At 42.1% G+C, this 19,358-nt stretch carries 20 protein-coding genes and 1 pseudogene; 8 read left to right on the top strand and 13 right to left on the bottom strand.

All coding sequences use genetic code 11. The features are described from left to right. Positions 1 to 930: 930 nt before the first annotated feature. Both NSP_RS16450 and NSP_RS16445 read right to left on the bottom strand, forming a co-directional pair. Positions 931 to 1,137 carry a hypothetical protein gene (locus NSP_RS16450; protein ID WP_006197494.1) on the bottom strand — a complete coding sequence of 69 codons (207 nt, stop codon included), beginning with the start codon at positions 1,135 to 1,137 and terminating at the stop codon, positions 931 to 933. Between the two features lie 100 nt (positions 1,138 to 1,237). Beyond that, on the bottom strand, positions 1,238 to 2,176 hold the full coding sequence (locus NSP_RS16445) for an alpha/beta fold hydrolase (RefSeq protein WP_006197493.1): 939 nt from the start codon (positions 2,174 to 2,176) through the stop codon (positions 1,238 to 1,240). A gap of 188 nt (positions 2,177 to 2,364) precedes the next feature. Between NSP_RS16445 and NSP_RS16440 the strand changes: the two genes are divergently transcribed. Further along, complete coding sequence (locus NSP_RS16440; RefSeq protein ID WP_006197492.1) at positions 2,365 to 3,249, top strand: shikimate dehydrogenase; 885 nt, start codon at positions 2,365 to 2,367, stop codon at positions 3,247 to 3,249. A 198-nt stretch (positions 3,250 to 3,447) separates the two neighbouring features. Here the strand turns inward: NSP_RS16440 and NSP_RS16435 are convergent, their stop codons facing one another. Continuing rightward, a complete protein-coding gene (locus tag NSP_RS16435; RefSeq protein ID WP_006197490.1) occupies positions 3,448 to 4,059 on the bottom strand; it encodes a hypothetical protein in 612 nt (203 codons plus the stop codon). Between the two features lie 261 nt (positions 4,060 to 4,320). On the opposite strand from NSP_RS16435, the gene NSP_RS16430 reads away from it, so the two are divergent. Beyond that, positions 4,321 to 4,779, top strand: a complete 459-nt coding sequence (locus NSP_RS16430) for a hypothetical protein (protein ID WP_006197488.1) — start codon at positions 4,321 to 4,323, stop codon at positions 4,777 to 4,779. 439 nt (positions 4,780 to 5,218) lie between these two features. On the opposite strand, the gene NSP_RS16425 is transcribed toward NSP_RS16430, so the two are convergent. The 3 genes from NSP_RS16425 to upp all read right to left on the bottom strand — a co-directional run bounded on the left by NSP_RS16425 (position 5,219) and on the right by upp (position 6,704). Then, positions 5,219 to 5,497: a YggT family protein gene (locus NSP_RS16425; RefSeq protein ID WP_006197487.1), complete on the bottom strand. Its 279-nt coding sequence runs from the start codon at positions 5,495 to 5,497 to the stop codon at positions 5,219 to 5,221. Positions 5,498 to 5,624: 127 nt separating this feature from the next. Next, positions 5,625 to 5,975 (bottom strand): ssl2009 family thylakoid membrane protein, encoded by a 351-nt coding sequence (locus tag NSP_RS16420; protein WP_006197486.1) that lies wholly within the window; start codon positions 5,973 to 5,975, stop codon positions 5,625 to 5,627. Between the two features lie 78 nt (positions 5,976 to 6,053). Next, positions 6,054 to 6,704 carry a uracil phosphoribosyltransferase gene (upp, locus tag NSP_RS16415; RefSeq protein ID WP_006197485.1) on the bottom strand — a complete coding sequence of 217 codons (651 nt, stop codon included), beginning with the start codon at positions 6,702 to 6,704 and terminating at the stop codon, positions 6,054 to 6,056. 382 nt (positions 6,705 to 7,086) lie between these two features. On the opposite strand from upp, the gene NSP_RS16410 reads away from it, so the two are divergent. Continuing rightward, positions 7,087 to 7,554, top strand: coding sequence for a universal stress protein (locus NSP_RS16410; RefSeq protein ID WP_006197484.1), 468 nt, complete (start codon positions 7,087 to 7,089; stop codon positions 7,552 to 7,554). Between the two features lie 581 nt (positions 7,555 to 8,135). After that, entirely contained in the window at positions 8,136 to 9,644 is a 1,509-nt protein-coding gene (gene crtH / locus NSP_RS16405) for a carotenoid isomerase (RefSeq protein ID WP_006197483.1), read from the top strand. Here crtH and NSP_RS24835 read toward each other — a convergent pair. From NSP_RS24835 to NSP_RS16390, 3 genes are all read right to left on the bottom strand, one after another. Continuing rightward, entirely contained in the window at positions 9,633 to 10,757 is a 1,125-nt protein-coding gene (locus NSP_RS24835) for a DUF1176 domain-containing protein (protein WP_017804243.1), read from the bottom strand. The genes crtH and NSP_RS24835 overlap by 12 nt on opposite strands. A gap of 200 nt (positions 10,758 to 10,957) precedes the next feature. Continuing rightward, positions 10,958 to 12,127 (bottom strand): formate-dependent phosphoribosylglycinamide formyltransferase, encoded by a 1,170-nt coding sequence (gene purT / locus NSP_RS16395; RefSeq protein WP_006197481.1) that lies wholly within the window; start codon positions 12,125 to 12,127, stop codon positions 10,958 to 10,960. 56 nt (positions 12,128 to 12,183) lie between these two features. Next, positions 12,184 to 12,735, bottom strand: coding sequence for a pyridoxamine 5'-phosphate oxidase family protein (locus tag NSP_RS16390; protein ID WP_006197480.1), 552 nt, complete (start codon positions 12,733 to 12,735; stop codon positions 12,184 to 12,186). 118 nt (positions 12,736 to 12,853) lie between these two features. Between NSP_RS16390 and NSP_RS16385 the strand changes: the two genes are divergently transcribed. Further along, positions 12,854 to 13,759: a 1-aminocyclopropane-1-carboxylate deaminase/D-cysteine desulfhydrase gene (locus tag NSP_RS16385; RefSeq protein ID WP_006197479.1), complete on the top strand. Its 906-nt coding sequence runs from the start codon at positions 12,854 to 12,856 to the stop codon at positions 13,757 to 13,759. A gap of 12 nt (positions 13,760 to 13,771) precedes the next feature. Here the strand turns inward: NSP_RS16385 and NSP_RS27250 are convergent, their stop codons facing one another. After that, complete coding sequence (locus tag NSP_RS27250; RefSeq protein WP_267897123.1) at positions 13,772 to 13,906, bottom strand: hypothetical protein; 135 nt, start codon at positions 13,904 to 13,906, stop codon at positions 13,772 to 13,774. Between the two features lie 714 nt (positions 13,907 to 14,620). Between NSP_RS27250 and NSP_RS16375 the strand changes: the two genes are divergently transcribed. After that, positions 14,621 to 15,091, top strand: coding sequence for a hypothetical protein (locus NSP_RS16375; protein ID WP_006197477.1), 471 nt, complete (start codon positions 14,621 to 14,623; stop codon positions 15,089 to 15,091). A gap of 259 nt (positions 15,092 to 15,350) precedes the next feature. On the opposite strand, the gene NSP_RS16370 is transcribed toward NSP_RS16375, so the two are convergent. The 3 genes and pseudogenes from NSP_RS16370 to NSP_RS27410 form a co-directional block, all read right to left on the bottom strand. Then, positions 15,351 to 16,214 (bottom strand): DUF6671 family protein, encoded by an 864-nt coding sequence (locus tag NSP_RS16370; protein WP_006197476.1) that lies wholly within the window; start codon positions 16,212 to 16,214, stop codon positions 15,351 to 15,353. 78 nt (positions 16,215 to 16,292) lie between these two features. Next, entirely contained in the window at positions 16,293 to 16,712 is a 420-nt protein-coding gene (locus NSP_RS16365) for a reverse transcriptase domain-containing protein (protein ID WP_309145434.1), read from the bottom strand. Continuing rightward, positions 16,689 to 16,916, bottom strand: a pseudogene (locus NSP_RS27410) (histidine phosphatase family protein); the annotation flags it as partial. The gene NSP_RS16365 and the pseudogene NSP_RS27410, both read right to left, overlap by 24 nt. Here NSP_RS27410 and pyrC point away from each other — a divergent pair. Together pyrC and NSP_RS16355 are read left to right on the top strand one after the other, a co-directional pair. Next, a complete protein-coding gene (gene pyrC, locus NSP_RS16360) occupies positions 16,913 to 18,016 on the top strand; it encodes a dihydroorotase (RefSeq protein WP_006197474.1) in 1,104 nt (367 codons plus the stop codon). The pseudogene NSP_RS27410 and the gene pyrC sit on opposite strands and share 4 nt — an antisense overlap. A gap of 632 nt (positions 18,017 to 18,648) precedes the next feature. Then, positions 18,649 to 19,358 (top strand): IS4 family transposase (locus NSP_RS16355; protein ID WP_017804242.1); only part of this gene is annotated, 710 nt, incomplete at its 3' end.

Below are 19,358 nucleotides of genomic sequence, written 5' to 3'. Positions count from 1 at the left end.
GAGCAGTCCTAAGTTGACAATTTCATAGACAAAACTATACTTATATTGACAAAAATCAATATATATTTTAGGAAAAAATCAACTACTTGATATATAATACGGTGATATCAAGTATTGAATTGAGACTATTGCCGACGCGAAAACCAAGCAATGATGGTGGTAGTCTTTTTCAGAAACTTAATTGGAACACAATCGCGTCTGGCTAAGGCGTGAAAGTCTACTGAGGGATAACTGCTCCCATGCTCCCGTTGAAGTAGAAAGTAAAGTCTAGTTTTGTCTAGGTTTTATATAGCAGGGAAACGCTACGCGAAAGCAAGGCTAAGGTTTACACACAAGTCGGGAAATTCTCTTTTGGATTATAAAACCCCACCCCTAGCCCCTCCAGTGCAAGCGAGGAGGGGAACTGGATTGACCGAAAAACGAGACGCAAGCCCCTGACTTTAGGCATGGGGAGAAGGCGGTAAGAACTTTTAAGTTCCGTCAAACGATTGCGTGGCTTTAGCCACAGTGTTAAAATAGATTAGCGAGAAAACAAGTAGGAATAACCTTCAGCGCATTGAAGTATCCTAGTACGGAGCAATCCCGGCAACGGACATATCCGACTCGATTCGGAATAGTTAAAGGGCGAATAATGGCAGGATATGGAGCGTTCATCTTTAAAATATGAAGGACTCAGAAAGTATGCGCGAATGAGAGCAAAAGCTCTTTGAGTGAGTAGAGGGATACTTGAATGTCCCGTTGTCGCCTTTTTCAGGTAGGCAAGAATCCCCTGGCTTTAGACGTGGGGAGGTTCAAATTTAGGAATTTCAATTCTCCCCTCTCCTTAGCAAGGAGAGGGGTTGGGGGTGAGGTTTCCTACTTTATTGCAAAATGAAACAAAACATCAACTTTAGTAAATTCCAGCTTGAATATCACCAAGTTAGTGCTACCTTAAATATCAGGACGCAAGATAAAAAACCAAACCACTAAAGGGTAAATGACTGTGTGTCCCCTGTCATCAACCCAAGCAAATATCAGCATATCAATAACAAGTGGCAAAAAACCTAATTTTGTGGTTGCAGCCAAATTCTTAAACTGAAAAAGTGGGATTGCTGATGCTGCTAGATACTCTGTAAACCCTAGTTTTTGAGCTTTCAAATAATTAACAACTTTAACAATTGGAAAACTGTGAACCTAGAAAAACCTGGTCAACCCGTACCAGGTTTTTCAGTTTTCTAGTGATTTTTTCTATGAAATTTCATTGAGCAATGGATAATACCCAATCGCGTAAAAGTGGGTTTACCTGTTCTGGTACTTCGTCATGAGGACAATGACCCGCAGTGAGGAAATGTTCTGTTAGTTCAGGATAGTATTGACGAAACTTTTGGGAACGGTCTCTTGCATTCATCCAAGGATCCGCTTCTCCCCACAACAGCAACACAGAACAAGTTAATTGTTTTAACAGCACATCAACTTTTTCCCCTTGGGGAGTGCTAAAAACTGAAACAAATACATCCAAAGCCCCAGGATCATCAGCAGGACGAGCAATTTCTGCTATTAATTGTTCTGTAATGGCACTTTTGTCAAGATAAACTTTTTCGAGGGTTTGGCGAATTACCCAACGTTGTTTCACATATTGAAATAACAGAAACTGGCTCAAAGGTTGTTTAAATATCCACTTGACAGAATCACCTAAGAGTTTTTGTAAAGCAGAGGGTTGTTTGGGGGCTTGAATTTGTGCTTGTAACGCTTCTGGTTCAGAGGTTGATTGGTTTTGGCTAAAGGGACCAGCACTATTGAGTAAGACTAAACCAGCCGCAGCATCGGGACATTGTGCAGCTACACACAAACAAGCATACCCACCGAGGGAGTTACCTGCTAAGACGGCTTTTTGACCAATAACTTCACTGATAAAATCAGACAGTTGGTCACGCCACACATCACCGCCATATTGCAACTTCGGTTTTGCTGAACGACCAAATCCTAAAAGGTCGATGGCGAAGACTTCAAAATCTTGGCACAGTCCTGTGATATTCTTGCGCCAGTGGTCTGTGGATGCGCCAAAACCATGCACTAACAGCAGGGGTGGACGTTGAGGTTGTTTTTCTCCCGCATGGACGTAATAGATATTGTTACCTCGCCACTGCCAATATTGACCAGGAATTGGAGTTGTGGCGGAAGCTGTGGTTACTTGCATGATATAAAGAAACGTTAAGTGACTTTTAATAATTGTAATTGTATTCCCCAGGACTAATGACCAAGGAGAAGAGGCAGGGGGTGCTAGTTGCAGGGTGCAGGGGGGGAGAAGACGGTAACTTCCCAATGACCAATGACTAATGACCAATGACTAATGACCAATGACCAATGACCAATGACCAATGACTAATGACTAAACTATTAATTACCGGCAAAACTCAACTTTTGGGCGTAATTGGGCATCCAGTGGAACATTCGTTATCGCCAGTGATGCATAATGCGGCTTTGGCTCAATTAGGATTAGATTATATTTATCTACCTTTTCCCATTAAACCAGAAAATTTAGAGGTAGCGATCGCAGGTTTGGCGGCTATAAATGTTGTGGGTTTTAGCGTGACAATTCCTCACAAACAGGCAATTATGCCGTTGTTATCCGAAATTTCCCCCACTGCACAAGCTATAGGTGCAGTCAATACCGTTAGCCGCCAAAATAATCAATGGGTGGGGACTAACACAGATATAGAAGGTTTTATTGCTCCCTTACAGACAACTTATCAGCAAGACTGGAGTCAAAAAATAGCGGTAATTTTAGGACATGGTGGCGCTGCTAGGGCTGTTGTCGCAGGTTGTCAGCAGCTAGGGTTTGCCCAAATTCATGTTGTGGGGCGCAATATGCAGAAATTAACAGCATTCGGTAATAGTTGGGGAAGTTCACCCCTAGCTGAAAAGTTACAAGTTCATATATGGGATGATTTAGCAAAACTTATTCCCCAAGCCAATTTGTTAGTCAATACTACCCCTGTAGGTATGTATCCCCTGGTGAATGAGTCACCTGTGAGTTTAGCAGATATGCAGAAATTATCTTCAGGTGCGATCGCCTACGATTTAATATATACTCCTAACCCTACACAATTTCTGCAACAAGCCCAAAAACACGGAGCAATTGTTATTGATGGCTTAGAAATGTTAGTTCAACAAGGAGTAGCAGCTTTAAAAATTTGGTTGCAACAAGAAACTTTACCTGTAGATGTGATGCGCCAAGCATTGCGAAATCATCTCGGACTGGAAAAATAGGGAGTGGGGAGTGGGGAGTGGGGAGTGGGGAGCTTCGTTATAAATTCCGCGCCCTCTCCCACTCAACCAATGAATTGTGCCAGTTGTTCTTCACTTTTAGCTAAGGCGGCTTGTGCCAATTGGCGATCGCGTAGTACAATTTTCTGTTCGGTAACGCCAAATAAATTATCCCAATTTTTGCACCCAGCCCCTTTCCTCTTACTTCCTCGGCCAGCGCCAATTATAGCGATTCCATTGGTAGATACCTGGAATTTCGTACTCAGAGCCGTTGTAGAGGCGAACCACACAATTACTAGGTAAACCATCGCCATGATCAATTTCATCAATTTGGAGTACGATGCAGGGAAACCATTCACGCTTACAGGGGCCATCATCTTGTACCCATTCCCATAGTCCATTGCAAATTTCAATGCGATCGCCTACTCTCAGCTTCAGTGCATCCTCAACATAAGAATACTTATCAAAATGAAATGACTCTACACGATTCAACCACGGTAAACCGTAGCGTTGGCGAATAAATTGGACATTTCCCGAATCGTTGTCATGGAGCCAATCATTTAGTAATTGCACCTTCCAAGTGCAGTTTTGTTGTTCCTTAGTCTTGACAAACTTTAAAAATGCTGCTAATTCCTCTGAATCAAGTTCGTCTAAGGGGTTGGTTACATCTGATATCTTCGAGTTAGAGTCTGCTTGAATTTGCTCGATCACTCGCAGTAATATCTGCTTCTGTATATCAGTGAGAGGACAACTAGCTGCGTTACAACTATTAAAGGCTGCTTGCAAGGCTGTTTCAATCTCATCTGGTGTCATAAGTTGATCGCAAGTGAGGGGTTTATTTCCCTAATTATTACAATAGTTTTATTCAAGTCTCCAACCTCCCAATCATGAAATTCAGGTAAGCTGAAGTTAAAAACGTACTAAAAAACCAGTGTGACAAATTGTATTTGGGAATTTTGAGATCCTGACAGTGGTTTCCTCTGTACAAAGTTGAATTAAGTTCTGTTAACAACGTGTTTAGATATGAAAAATAATCACAACATAGCATTGTTATTCAATTCGGCAAGTTTAGTTATGCAAAAATATTCCAGAATTATAACTCAGTACGCAAAACTAATTACTGTCCTTTTTATTTCTTGCTTGCTCACAGTTGTGTCATGGGTGTATACTCCAGAAGTCATAGCACTGACACAGATAAAATTATCTGATATTTCCTATCAGGATTGTCCCCCAGAACTGGCAGAAGGCTCTGTGATTAGTAGTGGTAGTGCTGCCGCTAATTGTTTTATAGTCACAGGTAAGGCGGAAAATGGCACTTATAAAATGGTCTACGACGCAGATATCTTTGGACGCATCTATGATGCCAATAATAACCCAGTCATGCAAAACCGCACCCGTCTTGGTTCTATTCCCGAAATTCCACCGGGCGTTAGTGATTTTGAATTAAGAATTTCTGTACCAGCAAACCAACCAGAACCTTTGAAGCTCAAGCAGTTTAAAGCCTCCGGATTTAGCGGACAAGTTCGCAGGTAAGATCAAGTCCGGTTGAATACTTACGAAACGCGAAAACCTGCTAAATCTTTGCTTTATCTCCCTTCCTCGCTTGCCTACCTACCGTGTACACACAAATGATTAAATTCTCAAAATCCTTTTTTTGTAGGGTGTGTTGTCGCGCAGCGCAACGCACCATCCCAAATTTGCGGTGCGTTAGGACTAACGTCCATAACACACCCTACCTAAATGAAAGGTTTTTGGACTTGTTTGTACATAGTGGTTCCTCGCTTGCACAGGAGGGGTTGGGGGTGGAGTGACATGATTGTGGGAATCGTAACCAATTAAACGGACATGATATAAGATCAAATCTATTCCTGTATGCTCACATCTTGCACCTAAAGCAATGTAGAGACGATTTTACCGAAACGTCTCTACAAAACTTTATATTTAGTTAGTTCAATTTTAGTTATGATTGTAACTAAAAACCCTGTGCAATTGAAATGGCAGTTAGGCTGCCGAGTAAGCCACCCACTAAATTCAGTGCCAAGAAGGCTAAAATAGGAGAGAAATCCATACCACCCAATGGGGGAATAATTGAGCGGAAAAGATTGAGGTAAGGATCGGTTATCTGTCCCAAAGCTGCAAATGGCTGATTATACCAATTGATTGTGGGGAACCAAGTTAATAAAACTCGCGCAATTAGCAAATAGCTGTAGAACTGAACAAAGGTAGCCAAAGTGTTAAACAGTAAATTCATGGATAAGTTGGTTTCCTGCTAAGTGTCAAAAATGGTCTTATTATTGATTTTAGTTGAGTCCATGTCATGAAGTGTGCGGTTTGCCGCATTAACCAATATCAGCACTGGCGCTAAATATAAATCACCTTCAAGAATCTTGGGTGAGGGAGTTTTCATTAACTGACTGGGTGGAACTGCCGTTGACATTTCCCAGTTCCTGTCTCACTTCATCAATTGTGGCATTAAGTTGGGCAATTTTATCTTCGAGCGATCGCCTAGCCGTTTCAATTTCCATACCTTGATTATCGGAAGCGAACACCTGTCGCCGTTTTGGGGATACTTTTTTAGTCCCGACTTGGCCATTAGTCAGTTCGGCTTCTTCGGCTGTCAATTCCTCATTTTGTCGAGAAACAATCACAGCCCCAACAATACCACCAACTATACTACCAAAAATCGTCCCTGCTAAAAAGCCACTAGCAAAACCATCACGTTGACTCATACATTACCGCCTTGAACAAATCTTGCAACTTTTAGATCATCTAGTTCAGCTATTTTCCTTCCCTAGCTGCATACTAGCTTAAGTGCCAAAGATGCGATCGCCTGCATCTCCTAAACCCGGTACAATATATCCCTTGTCATTGACTACTTCATCAATAGTCGCCGTGTAAACATTTAAACCAGGATATGCAGCACTCAGTTTTTGCAAAGCTGGTGGTGCAGCCACTACACAAACGATTCGTGTCAAAGCCGGGTCAACACCCCGTTGTGTTAATTCTGCCATCGCCAACATAATTGACCCACCCGTTGCTAACATCGGATCAGTAATTAAAACTCTCGTTTGGGGGTCAAATTTTTCCGGTAACTTATTCAAATAACAAGCAGGTTCGAGAGTTTCTTCATTGCGGACTAAGCCCAAATGGTAAATTGAAGCCAAAGGCAACAAAGATTGCGCCCCTTCCAATAAACCTAGCCCCGCCCGGAGAATCGGAACCACCGCCACAGGTACTTCTGGGTTAATCAAAGTAGCTGGACACGAATCTAACGGACTCTGCACCATTGTTTCCAGAGTCGGCAACCACTCTCTCGCCGCTTCGTAAGTCAGCCATCTTCCCAACTCAGTTATAGCGCTACGAAATAATACTGAAGGTGTGCCAGAATCACGGGCAACTGCCAGCCAGTGCTTGATTAGAGGATGAGGTGGAACATAAACACGCAGTTGTAGCGTCATAGCCGGAATTAGGCGATTTTATTCTAGAACTCAAACATGATCATAGTTCCAAAAAGCATAGACAAATATCTCATGCCAGCCATTTGTTCGCCGGGAATAACCCCGACAGGGCGAACTACAACGCCCCCTATCCCTAGACTAAAAGCTGTCGGGACTATTTTACGTAAAATATTTAAACTACCATTGAAATCAGCGTAAATCAGTCAACCATATATTATAACATTTGTCCGTACTTGTTTCAATAAAATTATGTTAATTCCCTGGCTGGAGGTTTGCTCTATTCCCATCTATTCGCTGGTTTCACCGTGATCAATCATAATATATCGTCATAATGTACAAATTGCGTGATTAACTACTGACTAATAACTCAAGACTTTTAATTATGTTTAACAAAATTTTAGTCGCACTGAATACCAATGCAATTGGTCAACAAATTTTTGAACACGCCCTAACTTTAGCAACAGCCAGCAATGCCGAATTGTTGTTGTTACACGTCATCTCACCTTCTGATGATGGTTATCTCGATGCTTCCACAATGGAAACATACAGTGTTTATGACAATGTGAACTATTATGTAAATCAATGGGAAAGTTTAAAACAAGAAGGAATTGAATTTTTAACACTGCTCAATAATCAAGCGATCGCCAAGGGGATAGCATCTGATTCTACCCAAAAAATAGGTGAACCAAGCCGCACTATTTGTGAAGTAGCCCGTAGTTCTCAGGCTGATTTAATTGTTTTAGGCCGTCGGGGACTCAGTGGTATGAGTGAATTTTTCTTAGGTAGTGTCAGCAATTATGTATTACACCATGCACCCTGTTCTGTATTGACAGTCCAAGGTGTCACTTAATTTTGGATTTTGGATTTACGATTTTAGATTTCAGATTTTCATTTAATCCAAAATAGGACTTACGCAAAAACTCTCTCAAACCCTTATTCCTCTGTGTTCTCTGCGTCTCTGTGGTTCGGTTTTTCATAATTTTGCGTAAGTCCTACATTTAATCCAAAATTTAAAATCTAAAATCTAAAATCGCTTCGGTCATCAAGTCCAAGGGCGTAAGTTTCGGAATGGATGCTCATTTACCCCCGCGTCCTGCTGACAGCCAAAATCATCGCCATCAAATTTATTGAAAATAATTGGCAGTAATAGTTGACATCTATTCTCAATCAAAGTTATATTGCTATTAGTGTTCTCCTCTCTTTAAGGATCGGCAGACGGGATTAGCCAGCAGCAGCAGGCTTGTCCCTCTTTTTATGCAAAAATGATCTTGGCTGCTAAATGCCAAGCAATTTACTTCCTTACACTACCTTGCGATCGCAATCACAAATTTTGCTGGCGTAAGTCCTAAAAAAATAAATTACGTGTATTTTTTGCATAAAAAGTTAAGTAATATACGAAATATTGGTTAAATTTATTGAGCATCTGCCCCTATGTCTCCATCCCTGAATCCTGTATTTGATGTAATTGTGATTGGCTCTGGAATTGGCGGTTTGGTGACAGCAACCCAGTTAGCAGCCAAAGGCGCTCAGGTGCTAGTACTGGAACGTTATTTAATTCCAGGAGGTAGTTCCGGCTATTTTGAACGCCAGGGCTATCGATTTGACGTTGGAGCATCAATGATTTTTGGATTTGGCGAAAACGGGACGACAAACTTACTCACCCGCGCTCTGGACGCTGTAAACGTCAGCCAAGAAACAATTACTGATCCTGTACAGATTCACTATCACTTACCCAACCAATTAGACTTAAAAGTTGAGCGACTTTATGAGCAATTCTTGCAAAATCTTATTGCTAATTTCCCTCATGAAGAAACAGGTATTCGTCGCTTTTATGACGAGTGCTGGAAGGTGTTTAATTGCCTCAACAGCATGGATTTACTGTCCTTAGAAGAACCACGGTATTTACTGCGGATATTCTTACAGCATCCTTTAGCCTGTCTTGATTTAGTCAAATACCTCCCCCAAAATGTTGGGGATGTGGCGCGACGCTATATTAAAGACCCGGAATTATTGAAATTTATTGACATAGAATGTTATTGCTGGTCGGTAGTAAACGCCGACATGACACCCATGATTAATGCCGGGATGGTCTTTTCCGATAGGCATTATGGCGGAGTTAACTATCCCAAAGGCGGGGTAGGAAAAATTGCCCAAAAATTGGTAGAAGGTTTAGAAAAAGCTGGAGGTAAGATTGAGTACCAAGCCAGAGTGACAAAAATCATCACAGAACAGGGAAAAGCCGTCGGTGTGCAGTTAGCTAATGGTAAAGTTTATCGTAGTCAACGGATAGTTTCTAATGCTACTCGTTGGGATACTTTTGCAAAATTACTACCTGTAGAGTCTATACCACGTAATGAGAAAAAGTGGCAACAAAATTATCAAAAATCCCCAAGTTTTCTGAGCTTGCATATAGGAGTCGAAGCAGCAGTATTGCCTCATGGGACAGAGTGCCATCATATAATTCTGGAAAATTGGCAGCAAATGACCGCCCCAGCAGGGACACTTTTCGTTTCCATTCCCACATTGCTTGACCCAGATTTAGCACCAAAGGGATATCATATCATTCATGCCTTTACACCCCACTGGATTGATGATTGGCAAGGACTTTCTCCCAGCGAGTACGAGGCGAAGAAAGAAACCGCAGCTTGGCAAATTATCGACCGATTAGAGGAGATTTTTCCGGGTTTAGATACTGGTTTAGATTATTTGGAAGTAGGAACACCCCGCAGCCATCAACGCTTTTTAGGGCGCGAGGATGGTACTTATGGACCAATTCCTCGGCGAAAGTTACGGGGCTTATTAAGTATGCCATTTAATCGTACAACCATTCCTGGACTTTATTGTGTGGGAGACAGCACTTTTCCCGGTCAGGGGTTAAACGCCGTCGCGTTTTCCGGTTTTGCTTGCGCCCATCGCATAGCTGTAGATTTAGGGTTTTGATTCCCTAATGGTAATTGAAGCAATAGCTGCATGATCGTGGTACTTTTGGGTTTGGTTAAATTCACTTTGATTATCGGGATAGATCCCAGCAAAGTCTGTCAGTGTCCACTGATTCGATCTAATCAATACCCCTGCATCTGCACCCAGTCCCCGCGCAAATTTAATGTACTCTCGTGCTTCATTATTCAAATTGTAGGATAAAGTCGCCTGTCCGTAGGCTGCAACAGCTTGTTTGAGTGGAGTACCTACGCCTACCCCAGCCGTTGTTCTGTAGTTGGGGTTCTCAACCCTGATCATGGTAATTTGAGAGTTATTTGTGATGGGCGTTGTTTGGTCAGCGAAACCTAGTAGGTACTGCACGTTTCCATCCTGACTGACTTTAATTCCTTCCCCTAAATCGACCCCCAAAGGCGTTGGTTCAAATGTTGCACCCTCACCTAAAAGTTCCTTGAGTTCGCCTAAACTCATACCAAGTTTAGCAGTTCCTATACTCTTATTAGTGATTAGCTGATTATCTGAAGGCGTGAGCGCTCCTGATTCTTCACAACCATTGGGAACTTGACTTATTAACTCAGAACTAATCAATTTTAGTTCATTACCATTCCAATAGTGTTGAGTTTCTTGAATACAAGTACCAGCACCAGTAAATTTAGAAGCGTTAGATAATATCTTAGTCTTGGGATCATATTCCGGAAATCCCGCAATTTCTAGTTCTAGAGGCTCAATTTTAAGTTCAGGCTGGGTGGTATCTACTCGCAAGAAAGTGTATGCGCCCTGATAAGCAGCCATAAAACAAAGCAGCTGTACTAGATGTTCTCCGTTGTCGCCAATATAGACTTTTGACGATTTTCGTGCGGCTTCCGAGTCAAACTGAAAATCGCAAACCTGCAAACTTTTTTGACGACTAATCACCTCATTCAGGATAGTTTCTGAACTGGGTTTACTCTTGTCAGAAACCAGAGATGTGTTATCTGGTGCTGACTGCGACTGGGGTTCTTGTGGAGAAGTTTTTGGCAAAGACTCAGATGAATTCGACCCTGTGAGAGATGCACAAGAAATGAGACTGGAGGCAATAATAGCAGTTAATGGGAAGATAATTCTAGCTGTATGCATTGGATGAAAACTCTATGTTGATAGCTATACTTGAGACTAATTTCAGCGCTTCAAGGAAATTAATTAATTGGGGTTAAGGAAAATGACCTACTAATTGAGGTTAAAAGTTCCACAACCAACCTTGACTTGAAGAAGCTGCTTTTCCAAAACCTCCGCGCCCCTTTGCGTTAAACTTTGCGTACCTTTGCGTTAAAAAAAAATTAAATCATCGTCACCTGATTGGCTGCCTTTTTAGCTTTCTCCCTCGCCTCCAGAAGATGATCACCCTTAGCCAAAGCCACCCCCATACGTCGATAAGGATGGGCGGTAGGTTTGCCAAATAGTTTAATATCTACATTGGGAACTGATAAAGCCTCAGCGACACCTGTAAAAGCCACTGCATCAGACTTTTTATCAGCTAAAATTACTGCACTAGCTGAAGCCCCTAACAGTTCTATCTGCGGAATTGGTAAGCCTAAAATCGCGCGTAAATGTAATTCAAATTCATTCAGATTTTGTGAAATTAATGTTACCATTCCCGTGTCATGGGGGCGGGGGGAAAGTTCTGAGAAAATCACTTCATCCTGAGTGATGAAAAACTCGACACCAAATATACCTGCTCCTCCCAAAGCATCAGTAACTTTTGTCGCTATTGCTTGAGCTTGTAATATTTTGTCTTCAGAAATACCTGCGGGTTGCCAAGATTCTTGATAATCGCCTCTTTCTTGACGATGACCAATAGGAGAACAGAAAATTGTCGGTGCATTCCACTGTTTAATGGTGAGCAAAGTTATCTCAATTTCAAAGTTAATGAATTCTTCAACTATGACCCTTTGACTATCACCTCTAGAATTAGCGATCGCATAATTCCAAGCCTCTTCAACTTCACCCGCACTTTGGACAACAGATTGACCTTTTCCCGAAGACGACATCACAGGTTTAACCACATTGGCAAAACCAATTTGCTCAGAAACAGCAATTAATTCTTCTAGAGTCGAAGCATAACCATATTTAGCAGTTCTAATTCCTAATTCTTCATGTGCTAATTCCCTAATTCTATCACGATTCATGGTGTAGTTAGTTGCCGCCGCCGTGGGAATAACTGTAATTCCCCGTTGTTCAAATTCCGCTAACTTTTCGGTTCTAATCGCTTCAATTTCTGGTACAATAAAATTAGGTTCATGCTTTTTTACAACAGCTTCTAATTCATCAGCACTCAGCATAGAAATTACTTCCGAACAGTCAGCAACCTGCATGGCTGGAGCATTGGCGTAGCGGTCAACAGCAATTACATAATTCCCCAGACGTTGAGCCGCAATCACAAATTCTTTGCCGAGTTCCCCCGAACCCAAGAGCATAATTTTTTGGGGTAATTGAATTGAATTGTTCATGAATTTATACCAATTAATTTGAGATGTTTATAGTTACGAAATCCTGGGGATTTTTCTCAAGTATTATTCAGTGGAGTTGGTAAACCATCAATACTGATGATATTTTTTTGCTGTTGATATTCTTGAATTCCCGGTTCACCTTTTTTACTCGCCCAATTAATTAAAGTTTGTCTCTGACTTTGATATTCATAGAGTGGGACAGCAAAACCACAGGAACTTTGCACCCGCTCAATATCAGCTACGATAATTTGACGAGTTCCTGGTATCTGGGGAAATAAAGAGTACAAATTGTTCCAGTCTGGGGAACTGGGCAAAATTGTGTATCCCTGACCGTAGAGGCGCAGAATACGTGGGGGTTCCTCAAAGGCGCAAAACATGAAAGTAATGCGCCCATTTTCTTGGAGGTGCGCTGAAGTTTCGTTACCACTACCTGTAAAATCCAGGTAAGCTACTTGATGAGCAGAGAGGATGCGAAAACTTTCCAACCCCTTCGGAGACAGGTTAACATGACCAGTAGCACTCAAAGGAGCAGAACCAACAAAGAAAATGTGTTGACTAGCAATAAAGTTTTGCAGTTCCTCAGTAATACAGTCAAAAACTTTAGCCATAGAGTGTCTGAATAATTTGGCAAATATTCTCTATTCTCACCCTATTTCTTAGCTGACAATTAAGCAATAAAAATCTTTCTCCTCTGCGCTTGGTGCGTGGTGCGTGAATTTTTCCCTTATGTCCTCACCCTTTCTTCCGCCCTTTACCCAGCAAATAGACAACGCGATCGCCCGCCAGGCTGGTGTAGAATTATCAGTACTGCGCCTCGATTGTATGCACCCATTAGTTAACGGTAACAAATGGTTTAAGTTGAAATACAACCTCTTGGAGGCTAAAGAGCAAAATTTCACAACTTTGCTAACCTTTGGTGGTGCTTATTCTAACCACATCTTTGCTACCGCAGCAGCTGGTAATCTCTTCGGCTTCCGCACGATTGGGGTAATTCGTGGTGAGGAAAGATTACCACTCAACCCAACGCTGAGTTTTGCTGTACAGCAAGGGATGCAGCTTGTATATCTTAATCGTGAGACTTACCGACAAAAGCACACAAAAGAATTACAGGAAGATTTAAAACAGCGTTTCGGTGAAGTGTTTATTATTCCTGAAGGTGGTAGCAATTTAAACGGCGTGCGTGGTTGTACAGAAATAGTTGGCTATGCTGGCGCTTTTGATACTATCTGCTTGGCTTGTGGTACAGGTACTACATTAGCTGGTACTGCACTTGCGCTCAATCAAGGACAAAGAGTGATTGGTTTTCCTGTGCTGAAAAATGGGGGATTTCTCGCCGAGGAAATTGACAATTTGCTGAGGAATTATTTAGAGTCTGGGTTATCTGTACCCAATCATTCTCCAGCACCTTGGGAATTGATGTGTGATTATCACTTTGGTGGTTATGCAAAGGTTAATGAACAACTGCTGATGTTCAGCAAGCAATTTGAACAGGCGCACAGCATACCGCTCGATTACGTATATACTGCAAAAATGTTCTATGGTGTAGTGGATTTACTGAAGCGGGGATTTTTTCCAAAAGGCGATCGCTTGTTACTATTACATACAGGCGGATTACAGGGTGTACTGCTGTAAATTAAAAGCTACCTAAAGCTTCCCACTGTTAACCTTTTTGGGGAGCTTTTCCCGTGACATACGTTCTATAACATCACTCAGACTATTTGCGCCCAGTTCTACTTTTTTTAGTTCTAGCCATTGAATAGCCGTTTCGGTCAAAGTCATAGTGAACCTACGTTTTGACTCATCGTAAATCTTTTTCCCTGCCATATTGACCGAAAAACGAGACGCAAGCCCCTGACTTTAGGCATGGGGAGAAGGCGGTAAGAACTTTTAAGTTCCGTCAAACGATTGCGTGGCTTTAGCCACAGTGTTAAAATAGATTAGCGAGAAAACAAGTAGGAATAACCTTCAGCGCATTGAAGTATCCTAGTACGGAGCAATCCCGGCAACGGACATATCCGACTCGATTCGGAATAGTTAAAGGGCGAATAATGGCAGGATATGGAGCGTTCATCTTTAAAATATGAAGGACTCAGAAAGTATGCGCGAATGAGAGCAAAAGCTCTTTGAGTGAGTAGAGGGATACTTGAATGTCCCGTTGTCGCCTTTTTCAGGTGGGCAAGAATCCCCTGGCTTTAGACGTGGGGAGGTTCAAACGCCAATTATACTCATATAAGATGTGATGATAAATCATTTGAAAGGTCGAGTGAAATGCAGTTAGTTGAAAAACACGTTGTCAGTAAGCAGCATAGGCTTTGTCAAGGGTGTGATCACTTATCTTTGCAATCCAAACATCTTTACAATTGTGCATATAGATAAAAACTAGCAAAGAAGCTAATATTAAAGCTCTCAACAATTCTTCAATAAAGGTGCTTCTATAGGTATTTATAAGGACATTACTTTATAAATACTAATGAGTTCCTGGCAAAAAAAATTTTGCAGTATTCTTATCCTAGTTTTGAGCAACTTTATTATAAAATTTTTCCGGAAGTGAAAGAAACCATAACCTATGAACAAATACAAGCCATCAAAATGGCTTATGAATTTAACGATTGGAATCGTCATTTCTTAGACATAAAAGTTGTATTACCCATTCCCCTCATCAGGGTATGTATACTTTTATTATCAGGTAAGAAACGTCCTTTAAAACGGCGCTTGCGATACCACAAAGGTGCATATCCTTTGCGTAATCCTCTTAATATCTTATACCTATTAGGACTTGTAATTACATTCTTGATTTCTAGTTTCGCTATCTCCACCCTTTTCTTGTCCTCAATTTATTCTCTACCCACCGCACCCCACCCGACATCAATTCCTTGGATTAGTAACCAATTTGACTGCGAACGTACTTATAGAACCTGGGATGATGACAAGTGTTGGGATGCAGAACACAGTCCTATGTTTTAAACTCGACTTTATCCTGGGTTGAGAGTTAATTATCGAGTCGGATACTATAGCAAAAGTCAAAAGTCCAAAGTATCAACCCAAACATAAAACCAGTGATATAGGACTCCTATTTGATTTCTGTTGGCGTAGCCTGCGCTTTGCGCTTACAACTCAAAAAGCTGTTTCCCACGGACCACTCCCTACGGACCACTCCCCACCTACGCAAGTAAGTATGGCTACGCCACGCAAGCTATCAAAAATCAAAGCGGATTATACTATATTAAGGATTGCAATACATACATTGTGCTGGGTCAGCATATTGACTTGTATGGGGAAATGGTTTTTCTTGACTAAAACCGCATTTTTGACATTGATAAATCACACTTAGCGTTACAAGAGTTGGAGAGTGGCATATTGCACAAGGTAAACCCGGAATTTTTTGGGTAATTGCAAAACCAGGAGCAGAACATTTTGGACAAAGACTGTTAATTTTTCTGACCAAATCTTGAGTAGCTTTGGCGATATTATTCATGCGTGTAGGATTATACATTGCCCGCATATCTGTTTCCAGATGTGCTTTACCTGTTGGTGAATTTTCCAGAACATAATTTACAGATTCTACAAGTTGTTCTGGTGTAATAATCCCTTGAATAATTTGTTGGCTAAATGGCGGATATTCACTAAACATAACTACCAAACCATGTTCAGGAAAGCCTATTTTATCAGCGAACTCAAATGCCTGTTCTACACTTTCCACAACTATATGATTATGATTAGTTTCTATGGAAAATTCTTCTCCAATTATTTCTAAATTATGTTTTTTATCTAAAATAATCACAATTTCTCTATTACTAGCCAGAAAAGGTGTACTGGGGTGAGGTGCAAAACTACCTTCGCTCGCTATTACTAGAGTTTCACCTGTCAATTCTAATGCTTTTTCCGCTTTTAATCTAGCCGTTGCTATTTGAGTATTTATCCGGTTAATTTTTCTCGTAAATGTACCGAAACTATCTGTATTAAACTTCTTGGGTACGGTAACATGAATGCCTAATTCTGCTTCTAAAATCGGTGCGATCGCTTTTTCTTTTTGGTGCATTGTTGCTAGCACAGCTATACGGTTAGTAAATAATAAATTTTGTTTCATTGTTTACCTTCTCAAATTTATACAAATTTGACAGGAGTATCAGGATGACCAATCAAAACAACCCTCGATATCGGCATCTCATACCCATTTTTTCTGATTATTTGAATGTGCTATCGTAAAAATTCTCTCAATAGCATCATGGGTACTTCTGCCAACACGAAAACCATAGCTTGTAGCCTCAAATTTAGATTCCCATGTGGGTTCTAGTGCGTTTTTTACAATCGCTTGTAGGCATCTGTCGATTATGCTAGGTATCGATGGACGGACTATATCTACTGCTGTTTCGACCTCTGGTTTGATATTAGAGCCTGGATGATAAATAAAGTCGCCAGTAATCAATATTACAGCAGGTTTTTCTTCAACTAATTTAGCCACGCTGCGACGAACAGTACCTCGATTATCGCCCCATAATCCAATTTGGAAATCTGAGATTTGTCCGATTTGCTTACCCTGCCAAGATGGAGGAAGGTGGTAATGTTTTTCTTGAATTTCAGCAATTACAGGCATAGAACGGTTAGCAATATCTACCGCAGTTTGTCCACCTAGTGGTGCATTCCCATCAGTTTATCTCACCCATTTTACATAATTTCTGCGTAATTGTTGTGAGTAAACGATTTACTCTTAGTTTCCCATTCGCCTTAACTACCAACTCTTTAGTCCGTCACGCAACTGCATATCCATACCGATAGCATCACAAAATGGCACAGACACAGGAGCTAGGACAGATTATCATCCTGAACATGAAGCCCTTGTTGCCGTTCTATAATAAAAGGATGCAAAAGCTTACCATTACCCGACCTGACGATTGGCATCTGCATCTGCGCGACGGTACAGCACTGAAAGCGGTTCTGCCCTACACGGTGCGTCAGTTTGCCCGCGCGATCATCATGCCGAACTTGAAGCCCCCTATCCGCTCGGTGGCAGATGCGGCAGCCTATCGCGATCGCATCCTCGCCGCCATTCCAGAGGGGCAACAGTTTGAGCCATTGATGACGCTCTACCTCACCGACAACACCAGCCCCGACGAGATTCTGCGGGCGAAAGAATCCCAATTTATCAAAGCGGTCAAGTACTACCCAGCCGGTGCAACGACCAACTCCGACTCCGGTGTTACCGATATTCGGAAGTGCGATCGCGTCTTTGAAGCGATGCAGCAGGTGGAGATGCCGTTATTACTGCACGGGGAAGTGACCGATAACGATGTTGATACGTTTGATCGCGAGAAGGTGTTTATCGAGCGACATTTAATCCCCCTCAAGCAGCGATTTCCCAACCTGCGGGTGGTCCTTGAGCATATCACCACCTGCGATGCGGTGCAGTATGTCCTGTCTGCCAACACCATCGCGGCCACAATTACGCCACAACATTTGTTGTTTAACCGTAATGCCCTGTTCAAAGGCGGCCTTCGCCCCCATTTTTATTGCCTGCCCATTTTGAAACGGGAGGAGCATCGTCAGGCTTTGTTGCAAGCGGCAACATCGGGGAATCCGAAGTTTTTTCTAGGTACCGATAGCGCTCCCCATACCCGCACCAGCAAAGAAAGTTCCTGTGGCTGCGCGGGATGCTTTTCGGCTCTGCACGCCCTTGAGTTGTATGCCGAAGCATTTGAAAGCGTGAAAGCCCTGGATAAACTGGAGGCGTTCGCTAGCTTCTATGGCCCAGATTTTTATCAACTGCCGCGTAATACCGAGGGAATTACCTTGTCCAAAACGACTTGGCGCGTTCCTGATCAAGTTCCATTTATGGAATCTGGGCTTGTACCTTTGGGGGCGGGGCAGGAAATGACATGGCAAATGGTATGACCAAGTCCCCTTCGGGCGGGGTGTGGGGTGTGGGGTGTGGGGTTCGAGACAGCCCCAACAAATAAAGGGGTAACAAGCCCTGAGCAATGCTGTCTTCCCTACACCCTAACGCCTACCCCCAACACCCTATTCTTGACATTCGCATTGTGCATCAGCCGTAGTGGAATCCTGTCGGTTAGCTTAAGCCAACGAGGGGGGCAGTTAGAACTACTAGACAAACTTGACAACGAACTAGGCAAAAGCGAAAACCTAACCACGTTGGCGGTTGCTATAAATCACAGATTTTCAACTATAAGCTCTCCGTAACGGACAACTTATGGGTAAGTCACAAATTGGAACATTTATTTTCTAGTTAGGACTTACGCAACTGGCACAGGCGATGCCTGCGGCGGGCTACGCCTACGCTAAATTAAAGTACATTTGTATTACAGAAGTGATGCAACTGGCACAGGGTGATGGCTAGCTTAGTTGATAGCAGGACTTACGCAATAATTGCCAAAAATCTTGATTTATCGTTCGCGTAGCGTGCGCGAAGCCCATACCGCCTTCGCGTAGCGTATGCCCCCAGGGCTTTAGCCGCCCGCGCGCAGCGATGCCCGCAAGGGCTGTAGAACGCCAAGAAAATGTAGAGTGTGCGTAAGTCCTATTGGTGTTTACTTAACAAAGATGGTTGCAGTAACCTGCAAGAACAACAAAAGGTATTACGCCCGGTAATCCGGCTCTTGAAACATTATCAATTAGTGGTGATTGGGGATAGAGAATTTCATGGGATTGAATTAGCCAGTTGGTTGCACCGTCAAGGTTTAAAGTATGTTTTTCGACAAAAAAAGGACACTACTTTTCGGAAAAAAAGGCAAGATTTTCAACCGCTACATACGATTCCACTTTCTCCCGGTGACCGCCGATTTTATCCTGATGTCAATCTCACACAAAATAAAGGGTTTGGTCGTTGTAATTTAGCAGTTTATTGGAAACGAAAATATCGTGGCAAACAAGAGAAAGAGCCTTGGTATTTATCAACTAATCTGACAGATGTATCAACGACTGTCAAAATATATGGTCAACGTTTTGGGATTGAGGCTATGTTTAAAGACTGTAAAACTGGTGGCTATAATCTAGAAGGTTCTCAAGCTTCTCCTGATAGGCTTGTCCGTCTGATTTTATTAATTGCTATAGCAATGACTTCTGCATGGTTACAAGGTCAAAAAACTCAATTTTCTAGACAACAATCTTATGTCTGTCGTCCAAGTGATTTGAACAGAAACAGAAAAAGACATAGTGCTTTCTGGATAGGCTTATACGGATACAATTGGATAATTTCGCTGAATGGGTGTCAGGATTT

Source organism: Nodularia spumigena CCY9414, from assembly GCF_000340565.2.
GTDB lineage: Bacteria > Cyanobacteriota > Cyanobacteriia > Cyanobacteriales > Nostocaceae > Nodularia > Nodularia spumigena.
Note: the sequence above shows the minus strand (reverse complement) of the source record. Positions and strands in the feature narration are given on the sequence as shown.